The organism is uncultured Acinetobacter sp. (assembly GCF_947624825.1).
Classification (GTDB): Bacteria; Pseudomonadota; Gammaproteobacteria; order Pseudomonadales; family Moraxellaceae; genus Acinetobacter.
Genome location: NZ_CANQLZ010000062.1, coordinates 1 through 12,357 on the forward strand (window position 1 = coordinate 1; position 12,357 = coordinate 12,357).

Annotated in this window: 10 protein-coding genes; 5 read left to right on the plus strand and 5 right to left on the minus strand. The window is 35.6% G+C overall.

Annotated features, from left to right (window positions below; genetic code table 11):
• Nucleotides 1–114 precede the first annotated feature (114 nt).
• Entirely contained in the window at nucleotides 115–1,077 is a 963-nt protein-coding gene (locus Q0017_RS11715) for a RepB family plasmid replication initiator protein (RefSeq protein ID WP_298147005.1), read from the plus strand.
• A gap of 191 nt (nucleotides 1,078–1,268) precedes the next feature.
• Here the strand turns inward: Q0017_RS11715 and Q0017_RS11720 are convergent, their stop codons facing one another.
• The 5 genes from Q0017_RS11720 to Q0017_RS11740 all read right to left on the minus strand — a co-directional run bounded on the left by Q0017_RS11720 (nucleotide 1,269) and on the right by Q0017_RS11740 (nucleotide 4,546).
• Nucleotides 1,269–1,862, minus strand: a complete 594-nt coding sequence (locus tag Q0017_RS11720) for a hypothetical protein (RefSeq protein ID WP_298147008.1) — start codon at nucleotides 1,860–1,862, stop codon at nucleotides 1,269–1,271.
• 2 nt (nucleotides 1,863–1,864) lie between these two features.
• The gene (locus tag Q0017_RS11725) at nucleotides 1,865–3,214 is read right to left on the minus strand and encodes an AAA family ATPase (protein WP_298147011.1); all 1,350 of its coding nucleotides are present in this window, start codon (nucleotides 3,212–3,214) and stop codon (nucleotides 1,865–1,867) included.
• 339 nt (nucleotides 3,215–3,553) lie between these two features.
• Nucleotides 3,554–3,832, minus strand: a complete 279-nt coding sequence (locus Q0017_RS11730) for a hypothetical protein (protein WP_298147014.1) — start codon at nucleotides 3,830–3,832, stop codon at nucleotides 3,554–3,556.
• 128 nt (nucleotides 3,833–3,960) lie between these two features.
• Nucleotides 3,961–4,257, minus strand: a complete 297-nt coding sequence (locus Q0017_RS11735) for a HigA family addiction module antitoxin (RefSeq protein WP_216075934.1) — start codon at nucleotides 4,255–4,257, stop codon at nucleotides 3,961–3,963.
• A gap of 10 nt (nucleotides 4,258–4,267) precedes the next feature.
• Nucleotides 4,268–4,546 carry a type II toxin-antitoxin system RelE/ParE family toxin gene (locus Q0017_RS11740; RefSeq protein WP_298147020.1) on the minus strand — a complete coding sequence of 93 codons (279 nt, stop codon included), beginning with the start codon at nucleotides 4,544–4,546 and terminating at the stop codon, nucleotides 4,268–4,270.
• Between the two features lie 312 nt (nucleotides 4,547–4,858).
• On the opposite strand from Q0017_RS11740, the gene mobC reads away from it, so the two are divergent.
• The 4 genes from mobC to Q0017_RS11760 all read left to right on the plus strand — a co-directional run bounded on the left by mobC (nucleotide 4,859) and on the right by Q0017_RS11760 (nucleotide 12,206).
• Nucleotides 4,859–5,347 carry a plasmid mobilization relaxosome protein MobC gene (mobC, locus tag Q0017_RS11745; RefSeq protein ID WP_298147023.1) on the plus strand — a complete coding sequence of 163 codons (489 nt, stop codon included), beginning with the start codon at nucleotides 4,859–4,861 and terminating at the stop codon, nucleotides 5,345–5,347.
• Nucleotides 5,337–7,859, plus strand: coding sequence for a relaxase/mobilization nuclease domain-containing protein (locus tag Q0017_RS11750; RefSeq protein WP_298147026.1), 2,523 nt, complete (start codon nucleotides 5,337–5,339; stop codon nucleotides 7,857–7,859). The genes mobC and Q0017_RS11750 overlap by 11 nt, the downstream gene beginning before the upstream one ends.
• A 555-nt stretch (nucleotides 7,860–8,414) precedes the next feature.
• Complete coding sequence (locus tag Q0017_RS11755; RefSeq protein WP_298147029.1) at nucleotides 8,415–9,353, plus strand: replication initiation protein; 939 nt, start codon at nucleotides 8,415–8,417, stop codon at nucleotides 9,351–9,353.
• A 576-nt stretch (nucleotides 9,354–9,929) separates the two neighbouring features.
• Entirely contained in the window at nucleotides 9,930–12,206 is a 2,277-nt protein-coding gene (locus Q0017_RS11760; RefSeq protein WP_298147032.1) for a dynamin family protein, read from the plus strand.
• Nucleotides 12,207–12,357: the final 151 nt, after the last annotated feature.

Consider the following 12,357-nt stretch of genomic DNA (forward strand, 5'->3'; position numbering starts at 1 on the left):
TAACTATGAGGGATTGACGCATAACTATGAGGGATTGACGCATAACTATGAGGGATTGACGCATAACTATGAGGGATATATATTTATCTCATATTTAAAAAGGATTAATAAAAATTGACCAAACTTTTAGTAGTGAAAGCAAATAATATTATTGAAGCTAGCTATCATCTTTCATTGAATGAACAGCGATTAATTTTAGCTGCTCTTGCAAATATGCCTAAAGGTGAAAAAGTCACAGATGATGTCGGCTACTGCGTTACTAGAGAATCATTCATTGAACTAGGTGTTAATCCTAAAAATGCAAGCAGAGAAATTAGAGAGGCATGTGATCGCCTTTTTAATCGAACAATAACAATTACGACTGAAATGGGGACTTTTAAGACTAGATGGGTTCAAGATGTTATGAAATACAATAGTGATTGGGCTTTGGCTAATCCTGATTTTGTTAGAGAAATGACAGGTAGTGACCCTTATGCAGAAGATTATGTCTTGGCAGCGATACGATTTAGTAAATCTGTGCTACCGTTTTTAAGTAATTTGTCATCTAATTTTACTCAATATTTTCTCCAAGATATTGCAGGTGTGAGCAGTGGATATAGCATTAGATTCTATGAATTAATGATGCAATTTAAGAGCACTGGCTATAGAAAAATAAAACTTGATGACTTGCGTAATATGCTGGAGTTAAATGATAAATACCCACTAACAGCAGATCTAAAAAGATGGGTAATTGATACAGCTATTGATGAGCTTAATGAAAAATCGCCTATTACAATAAAATATCAACTACTAAAAACAGGAAGAAAGTTCACACATTTAGAATTAAAATTTGAAGCTAAAGATAAAACATCAATACAGCTAAAAAAAGATCCAAATACACCTGATTTCTTCATAAAATTGAGTGATCCCCAACGCCACTTTTTTGCTAGTAAAATGTCTGAAATGCCTGAAATGTCTAAATATTCACAAGGTACAGAAAGCTATCAGCAATTTGCTATACGTATTGCTGACATGCTTTTACAGCCGGAGAGATTCAGAGAACTTTACCCACTGCTAGAAAAAGCAGGCTACAACTAAAGTTACTTAATTTGTATTTGAGCTAATCAATCATGTTTAAAATTGATTGAAAAACAGGCGTGGAACGGTCTCATTCACGTAAAAAGCCCAATCTGCTTGGACTGGGCTTTTTATTTTTGGTTAAATCATTGAATTTTATCAACTAATAAAAGCGATTTCGTATAAGCGGTATTATGTTAATTTTAGGAAGGTTAAATAATAGGCATGCCTAATATCTTTCTAATCTTAATACTGCCTTGATCTTGTAGATAAATATAACCAGGATTATTAGAATCAGATGAAGCAGGAGTAAATCCTGTAGTTCTTTTCTGTAGATTACAATGAATTATTGCATAAAATCTTTTCCATGAAAGGATATCCTCGTTATAAGAAAAAATATCTTTATATTTCAGTAAAAAAGAGTTTAGAAATTCTAAAAACAAATCTCCTGCAACCATTTTTTTTACATTTTCATTGTTTTTTAAACTAACAGATTTCATATCCATAATTAGAATAAATGGTTCATTATCTATTACACCAATAAATATAGCATCACATGTTTTAAAAATTCCTTTAAAACAGCTACCTACCATAAAATTACGACAATCGAATCCAGTTATATTATCATGATCAAAAACAACTGTATCTTCACAATCTGTAATCAATATTTTAGATAAAACATCCGGTTTACCTATATTTTTACATTCAATAATTTCGAAAGTATTAGGGCTAACTGGACTCTCAGAGATAAGGATTTTAGGTTGAACATTGCCTTTCAATAAGTTAATAACATCTACTGCAGGCATTATTATTCACCGTATAACAAAGAATCTTGAATGTTATTAAGTTTAATGATCTCATCATCAAAACTAGTAATATTTATCCCATGAATTGGATCTACATTAATTTTTTCTAGCTCAATAGTATTCTCATTTTTTCTTGTTACATAAACATTTACATTTTGAGGGTCGAGAGATTCATAAACTTCATACCCATATTTTTCTTTAACTCCACTAATATGTGTCGCACCATGATTCATTAATATAAGGTTATTCAATTCTCTAATAATATAATCACTATGAGTTGTTATAAAAACTTTAATTCCTTTTTTAACTAAAAGAGCTATGAATCTTGAAAAAAGTCTTTGATTTCTAGGATGTAGGTTTAACTCAGGCTCATCAATCATTAAAATTTGATTTTTATGTGCCACAAAGTGTAGCCAATACCAAATCATTAATAATGATCTAACTGAAGTTGAAGACTCTCCTATTCTTAATTCAACATTCTCCTTATTTATTGAATTAGGACAAAAAATCATATCTCTTGTTGTTTCTTGAATTTTATATGAGCCTGATGTGATTTTTTTAAATGCTTCTAACACATCTGGATTATCATCAAGAAAACTTTTCTTAGATTTGTTTCTATTCAAATTATCAATTTGATCTAAGAATCTTAAATTATCTTCAATTGGACTAGCATAATCTCTGTTAAATGGTGAATAATTTGGATTATCTTCTGCTGAGTCTTGTAATAATTTTAAAATCATTTGCTCATCAAATTTTATTCTATTTCTAAATGCAGTAGCACCTGTTCTTTCTGCAGTGCATAAAAAAGCATTCATAGGGAAAAGTAAATCTAGAATACGTCTTCTAACAATAGTTTTTATGAATACTTCTGGAAGTCCTTTAATTTTTTCAAGATCTTCACATAAAATTTTCAAAACTGAACTATCAGAATCTTTAGTTAAACGAATTGTAGGAAAGATCATTAAAGAATGGCTTTTCTTTCTCCAATCTGATGGAATATTTAATGAAATATCAAACTTTGTTCTTTCAAATCTTGATTTATTTGTAGCGAATTGTTCAGGTAACACTCTTAATGGAAATTTTATTGATCCTAATTTACATCGAGCTTCCCAGTTAGAAATCAATTCCTCTTCAATATTTACCTCAAAAAAACCGTTCTCTAATAATTCTTTAATTTTTTGATCAGGAAATTGCCATGCAATTAATGAAGTCCATTCTTTATAAATAGAATAAATAGAATTAGTTACATAAGTTTTACCAGTATTATTGTTCCCACAAAGAATTGTGAGATCACTTAGTGTTATTTGCCCTGTTTCAATGGGACCTAAATTATTGAATTTAATATCTATCATAACAACTGTAACTTATGGCTTCATCTTACTATACTCAATATCTTAAAAGACTTAAACAGAGGTAGATAAAAGAATAAGCAACTAAGTGCTTTTAAGTATTTAACATAAAATATCTTATACGAAATTGGATCTGTAAGCCTGAGCGTACACGTATTGGAGTAGATCGCCTCTATCTCGGAGCTAAGGATTCACCTATTCTGAGTACATCAGGAACAGGAAGTTCCAGAACAAAAAACAAAAATGATAAGTTCTAAAACACGGAAGATAGGTACGACAGGAGTTATACCTCACACAACCGCATACGAAAAAGGCCCAACAGGATGTTGGGCCTTTTTTTATCTAGGGAATCGTATGCCAAAGCTTGAGTGAAGACGCTTGGCGATTAGGATCGCTCTCAAATCCAGCGATGAGGTCACTCAAAGGTGAACCACTTTCCCAAAAAATGCTATAGAGCATAATCAATTGCTGTGCATACTCAATGTCCTTTTCATCATCGTATTTAATGAATAAAGAAATCTTCTTATCATTTTGCTCAAATAAAAAAACGAATACGATTTTTTCATTCGGATCTTGTCCTAAAAATTTATCTCTTCTCATTGATTGAGTATTCAGTTTCATTAGATTTAGATATTCTACATTGAAATCAAATGTTTAAATACTCAAAGTCCAGCTATTTTGTAGATACTTGTGAATCAAAAAAGCCAACTGATAGTCTATTGGCTTTCCTATAAAAATTAAGTTTTAGCTTAGCAGCTCATAGAGAAGGGTTGAATCTTTGGACGTTGCTTTTGAGATTCTGCCCAAAGTGAATACTTAGATTGAACTCGCATCAGTAAATCCGCACTAATCCCCAAAGCATCATGTAAACGCAACGCAATATCTGCGGTGATTGGCGCTTTCCCATTAATAATTCGAGATAACAATGGGCGTGTCACTTGAATGCGTTCAGCAAGCTCTGTGATCGTAATCGCTTGTCCTTCTTCTTTTAGACCGTCTAACCATTCTGAAACTAATTCACCGGCATGTGCTGGATTGTTCATCATCATATTCACCTCAATGGTAGTCCTGATAGTCCACGATGTACGCATTACCATCTTTAAAGGTAAAGGTCATTCGCCAATTTGCATTTACTGTAATGGCCCAATGATCTTTTAATTTCCCTTTTAAAGGATGCAGCTTCCATCCAGGAAAATTCATTTCATCAATTGTTTGTGCTTCATTTAAAGCACTCAATTGACGCCTTAATTTTGTTGAATGTACGGATTGAATACCTGCTGTAGACCCCGTTTCAAAAAAATTTTCTAATCCCTTATGCTTAAAATCTACAATCACATCAAGCCACCTCCGTATAGTTTAACTATACATTATTTTGTATAGTTAAACTATACAAAATAATGTATCAGGCCCACATCAGATTAATTTTAAAACAGCCATTTTTTGGTCTATTCCTTGCCCTATTTAGTTGCTATGATGAATATTAAATAAGCATAAATTACATAAGCAAGCCTACCTGTATATACAAAATTCTTCGAATTTTCTCTATACAGGGACTTGTTAGGGGACACCCCTAAGACCCCAAGCCCATCACAGATGGGCCAGTCAACTTCGTTGACTGAACAGCAACAGCGAATGACGGAAGAGGCCATGCGAACTAAAACTAAAATTTTCAGACTGACTGAATTACAACTTGAACAAATTGAACAGCACCTTGAACAAGAAGACACCAACTTTACCGATTTCATTCATTCGCTAATTCAAAGAGAAGTGATGCAAGATGCTGTGACCGTCAAGCCCCCCACAGAAGACGACCAACCACCCAGAACCAAAATTAAAACTGTGGTTGAAGTCGTGAAACGCTACCAAAAAACTGACCCAACGCTGTTACTCGAAATATCTAAAATCGGCAACAACTTGAACCAAATTGCCCGGGCCTTAAACATCATCAAAAATGCAGACCTCAAACAACAACGCACTCTTGATATTTTTAGCCTGTTCTCCGTGTTGAAAAACATCCAAAACGATCTTGAACAGCTATTGCCTGCCCTACCAAAAATCAGTCGCCAAACTCCTGATCGATTGAAAAAGCAGTTGTCCTCGTTACAACTGGCCGAGGAGGATGAGCGTGCATATTAAATTTTTAGATCACGGCAAAGGTTCTGCAGCACATGCATCTGCTTATGTGCTTGATGAACTCGATCATTTGGGACATGTACGTGCAGGCGTTGAAGTCCTCAGAGGTGATGCCCATACCTTTAATGCAGCCTGTGATGCTAGTCCTCACCTGTGGAAATATACTAGCGGTGTCATTGCATGGTCAGTAGAGGACAACCCAAGTGATGCACAGATCCAAGAGGTGCTCGATAAATTTGAGCAACACGCCTTTGCAGGCTTAGATCCTGCCCAATATCACCTGTTTGCGGTGTTACATACCGATAATGATGGATCAAAGCACCTCCATGTTTTGATCCCCCGGCTTGATCTCAACAGTGGCAAGTCCCTCAACATTGCTCCTCCCGGACACGAAAAGCATTTCGATGCATTACGTGACTACTTCAACACCAAATACCAATGGTCACGCCCTGATGATCTCTTGCTGATGCAGACCACACAGGAGCCAAACTATGTCGCCAAGCTCAACGCTCAAGCAAAACATATTCTGAGCAGCCAAGACATCGAACAGCTCACCAAAAAACAGTTTTGTAAGACCATTGATAACTATATCAAAACCCTTTTAAAGACTCAGATGGCCACTAACAGAGCCGACATTGTGGCCTGTCTACAACAAATCAAAGGCGTGGCATCCGTTAAGCCACATCCAGGCTATGTGTCAGTCACCCTGACCAGCGGCAAAACACACCGACTCAAAGGCGATTTTTACAATGAACAATTCGAAATTGGACTTTATTCAGAGCGTCTCCGAGCAGAAGCAGAAAGCCGATCAACTCCAAGAGAGCTTGCACAGGCTCTCCGAGATGCTCAAAGCATTCGAGATGACTATCGAGCAAAGCGAGAGGCCTATAACAGAAAATACTATGCGCCTACACGAAGTCCATCAGACCACGATCGCTCTAAAATCGCACCTAAGCGCCATATTGACCGAAATAGACCATTTATCCCTTCAGGCCCTCAAAACGGCAACAGCGAGCTACAAAGCGCAAATAGACGCACTCTCAATGCAACTTGCGAGTATCGACCTGTCACAGATCAACAACGTCAAATCCAGCATCGATTCGTTTTCAATTTCATTGCAGCAGCTACAGGACCAACTCAATCAACAAGTCTTGAGCATCAAAATCGATCAAACCAGTCTAGAGAGATCCATTCAAACGCAAGTGGAGCAAGCCATCGCTCAGCAAAGCGAGAAGATCAACACTCAATTCGACCATCTGCTCACAGAGATATTGACCCATCAGCGAGCCAAGCACCTACTTTGGGGGATCACCATCTTTGCAGTGTTGATAACTTCAATCAGTATTTACTTCGCCTTTCAAGTACGCAACAACGTAGCAACCATCCAAGAACAACAGAAAATCATCCAACAAAACGCCACAGCCATTGGCAATCAACAACAAATCTTGAACAACCAGTGGAGATAACACATGCAGACCGAAATCGATCATCTACTCAAACAACAGAACGACCTGTTGCTGCGCAAGAACCGCCTGTTAGAACAAGAAAATATGCAATTGAGTCAACAGATCAATTCATTAAAGACCATCTTGAGCACGTACAACGACGTCGAGAAACAATTGCAAGAGAAAATCAATGCATTGGAATCGATCAAGGCCTCACAACACGCTCTGATTTCAGTATTGCAGAACGAAATATCCAAGATCGAACACGGGAGTTTTTCACAGGACTTGCAACGCACCTTTCAGAACAATCTTGCCAATCAATTGCAAACTCAATTAACACATGCTTTGCGTCAGCTCAACTTACACACGATTGTCGAGAATTTAGTCCAAACCGCAATATCACCTATCCAAGAACGTATCAATACTCAGCAAAGGGACCTAGAGGAGGCAACCTCAACGATCTTGCACTGTATGGCATCAACAGATATAGAAACCGACTTGAAGACTCAATACGAGCAAATGTTAACGCTCGAAACAATGCTTGGCGATTTAAATATTTTACTCAACAGCTTGAAGAAATAACTGAAGTCATTCGAGATCTGCGTATTCAACCTGATCGAGCCACTCATTTTATTCTGCGACATGACAGCTACTATCCTGACTATAACTTGCGTCACAAAAGGCTTTCAGAGCAACAAGATGAGCTGTGTAAGCGTAAAGACATTTTAGGCATGATCAAGTGTATGTCCCAAAAGGCAGACAACCTCAAAGAGTATACCTCTCGTGGGTGGCGTGATTTACAAGGCTTCGATTATCAAAAAATTCAGAACATCGTCAAAAATGATGAAATAACGCTGCATTATTTACACTGTGAAGCCATCCTCGAACCGCAAAATGATCGCTTTAAAGCAGATAGACAGACCTATTTAAACTGTCTTGATACATTTGAAGACATCAAAACATTGATTACAGAAAGATTAGCACCCACCCCAGTTCAAGACAGACAAAGACCTGAGCCAGAACTGGACAATAAACCAAAGCCAAGCCGTGATTTTGATTTCGACTTTTAGCAAATTTTATTGTAATCAGAGAAAGTCTCTAAACTTGAATACTCTCAATGTTTTTTGAATCTCAGTAAGTTCAACCGAACGAGTGTCTACGAGTGACGACTCCACAATTTAATATCATGCATTTTTCCCTCTGATTACAAGCTCCCATTTGTTTAAGATCGAGAGTAACAGAGCGTCCCGAATGGGCGCGAAAAGTTTTCTAATCTTCATGTATTTAATTTGGATAAACAGCCCCCCTAACTGAGCGTAGCGAAGTAAAAATGCCACGAGCATAGCGAGTGCCATAGGGCTGTTTTAGTAAAATTTACCCTTTTTTATTATTTTAATACTTTTAAAGAATTTTACGTGCTCTGAAAGCATCTGATAGTAAGGGTTTCAAGACCTAACTATGGAGGGATTCCCGCTTAACATGGAGGGATTCCCGCATTACTATGGAGGGATTCCCGCATTACTATGGAGGGATTCCCGCATTACTATGGAGGGATTCCCGCAAGATTGACACCATATATGGAGTGCTTTATATTACTCCACAATAATTACATCAATGGTTCTTCAATGACTAAAAAAAATAAGTTGATTGTAAAGTCAAATCATGTGGTTGAAGCTTCCTATACGCTTACTACTCTTGAACAGCGTTTAATCCTTAGTGCTATCGCTCAAGTTCCTAAAGGCGATGAGGTTTCAGATGATGTCCTATATCGCATTACTGCTCAGGACCTAGTTAAACTTGGTGGAGATAAGAAAGCTTCACATAAAGAATTTAAAGATGCTGTGAATAGGCTATATGAGCGTTCTATTGTTCTTAGAAATGGTGATGAGTCTGATTCTTTTCGCTGGATTCAAGAAAAAATATTCAATGGATCTAGTATTTCATTTATTCGATTTTCTAAACCCATATTACCTTTCTTGTCCAACCTTAAAACTGAATTTACAAAGTATTTAGAGTCCGACATTGTTGGTATGTCTAGTCCTTATGCCATCCGTGTATATGAACTTATGATGCAATATCGCAATGTAGGAAAACGTGAGGTTACTCTTGAGGATCTACGCTGGATGTTTCAACTACAGAACAAGTATCCAGTTTGGGCGGATTTAAATCGTTGGGTTCTAAATCAAGCATCTAAAGAAATTAATCAACATAGCCCTTATAACCTTATAATTGAGCCGAAGAAGACTGGACGAAAAGTTACTAGCATTGTCCTTAAATTTCACCTTAAGAAAGGTTTAAAGGAGCAACCGGAGCAAGATTTAGATAATCAAGTTTCTATGAGTCAAAAAAATAGCATTATAAAGTCTAGTCTGAATAAAGATGACTTAAGTCATCGAGCAAGTAAGATCACGGGGCTAATCATGTCCAATGGTTTAGCAGATAGATTTAAAAGAGGTAGCGAGTCAACGATGGACATGCTGAAACGTATCAAAGCAGATATCACAACAGATATAGTTGCTGAGCAATGGGAAAATAAACTCGAAGAATTTGGGGTAGTAATTTAAAGCTATTAGATCTTGATATCGATAAATACATTAATCAAATCCCAAAAAATATAGCTCTATAAAAACTCCAATTGTTGATGTGAGCTAAAAAGTGCATTGAAATAATGGTCACTTATTAAGCGTGGAACGTTCTAATTCACGTAAAAAGCCCAAGCAGATTGGGTTGGGCTTTTTATTTTTTGTTAAGCTGTTGAATTTTATAAATTAATAAAACCGATTTCGTATAAGCGGTATTATGTTAATTTTAGAAATATTGAAATTTTATGCCACAACTAGATATGTTTATTTAGCATTAAATTGACTGTACACCAATCATGGCTCACGTAGGTAAAGATATGAAACCTTTGATGATCCGTCTACATACAATGTAGATGGATTCTGAGCAACAGAAAAATTCACTCACTCACCTTTAGTAAAAATATCAATTTAAAACATTTATTTATTTAACTTTAGACATATTTGTCTAAGAATATTGACTTATTAATAACGTCGTGTTTTTATATGTTTAAGACAAATATGTCTAAAAGCTTATTGATTGCTTAGTGCTATTTAGCTCTTTCAAGGAAGGTGATTCATATGAATACCGAAGATCAGCACACAGAGGGTTTAAATCAAAAACTCAAAAATTTCTTCATAAAAAATCGAGAAAATGCAGGTTTATCTCAATACGATGTTTCTGTGAGATCTGACGTTTTTGGTATAGGACAAGTTTTAGATCAAAGAACTGTGTCTAGAATTGAAAACTCTCCGATCAATGCAGATGCTTTGAAGATAGCAGCTTACTTAACAGCAATTGGTATAGAACCAACTAAATATTACGAGTATCTAATGGAACTTACGAAGTCTAACGACACTGACTTATCTTTGAGCTTAAAAAAATCAGATTTACACAAGAAAGTCAAAAAGCTGACTTATAAAATCAATGACATTAAGCAAAGCATTGAAAAATTTGACCATAACTATTTAAACGAAACCAACTTAGTTGATAACTTGGCAGCTCTAGAGTTATTTGTAAAAAGTTTTGATAAAAAACCTATACTTGGTTGCTTCGGGGCTTTCGATTCAGGTAAATCAACACTAATTAATACAATTATTCATAATCCAATCTTACCGACGCGCTATCAGCCAGCAACTTGTATTGTCAACTTGCTTATGCATACATCAGACCGTCCTGAAAGCATTAAATCGGATGTATTAGTATTTCGAAAGGGATTTTTACCTTACATGATTCATGATAATGAATTAATGGAAAAATATTTAGTTGAAGAAGGTGGCTATGCATTACTCGAAAAATTAGGACTACATAATTATGAGGATGAGCTGAATAAAGAGAGCTTTATGGCTGTTGTATTCACTGATTCTGAAATCCTTAAGCATGTTTGGTTATTGGATACGCCAGGGGATATGAATAATGATGATGGAGATGATATCGAAAAAGCCCTTAGTTCTGTAGAGCTCGTAGATGGTGTTATTTTTGTGTCAACTCATACAGGTTTCCTTAAAGATACCGACCTAGGTTTTTCATCTAATATTATTCGTAATAAACCACCATTTAACCCTGAAAAACCTTTTGAGCATTTACTATTTGTACAGTCACATTGCCATTCTGAGCTTAAGCCAGAAGACGTGAAATATGTTGGTAAAACTGCTTTCAAACGTGTTAAGCGACAATTAGAAAACCTAATTTTTAATGATTGGATAGAAGATGGTTTTCTGAAAAATTTGCCTGAAAGTGATCATCTTAGTCAACGTGTACAGCCATTTTGGCGAGAAAATAATGAATATCGTCTAGATACTTTACAACAAGTTAATCAGATGGCAAATTTTCTTTCCGCTCAACAGGAAGAATATACAGATCAAGAGTTTAAGAAGGTTAATGCTAAACTAAAAAGTTTGATTAAATCGAATGAAAAGGAGTTACGTAACAAAAAAAAAGTCTCAATCGAACGTCAACAAAAAGCAGAAAATGCAAAAAAGCAATTTGAGGCTAAACGTAAAGGTCTATTGAAAGAAGTTGATAACTTGATTGATCAAAGTGTTGACTTCAGAAATAAAGATCTCAAGAGTGTAGAAGCCTACTATGACAACTTAGTATCAGTAGATTGGCTAGAAAAACTTATCCGAGATACTTATACAGATAAGAAAGAAGCACAATCTGAAATTGGTAGTTACATTGGACAATTAATTAGTGCAAAAATAGAGAATACGCTTAAAAAAAGTGGAAAAACCTATAGCAACGCAACTAACGATTTAATTGAAAAATGGCAAGCTGTTGTTCCACGTATCGTAGATATAGACGTGGAAGATATTGATGGCATTAATGTCGATTTTAATTTGTTTGATGCTAAAGCTGCTTTTATTGGGGGGTTAAGTGGCTTAGGTAGTTTAGGAGCTATGGCGTTATATGTATCTACTATTGCAAGTAATCTAGGTGCATACATCATTGTTGGTAAGGTCGCTGGGGTTCTAGCTTCACTTGGTTTAGTAGGTAATGTTACTGTGGTAACGTCTTTTGTTGCTGCAATAGGCGGACCTATTACTATTGGGTTAGCAATAGCAGCTGGTATTGGATTAGCAATTTATGGTTTCTTTGGTGGATCATGGCAAAAATCATTAGCTAAAAAACTAGTAACTGCTGTAAAAAAAGAGAATTTATTATCAAAAATGAATTCTAACATCATTGATTATTGGGACAAGACAGCAAAAGCAACTAAAGCTGGCTTTGCTGGAATTGATCAAGATATCAACTCTTATAGTGATAAATTACTATTAGAGTCAAAGAATCATTATGATCATGATGAACTCGAAAAATGCATCCAACAGCTAAATTCAGTAATTAAACTGGTTGATTAATAATACCTAATATAATTTCATTATTAGCAATTTGATCCAACCCATCTACAAAAATAGCCCTCGAATTGAGGGCTATTTAACATAATGGCTGTTATACGAATTGAACTTTTCTTCATCTAAGAATATAGTGTGATTAACAATGTTAATCACA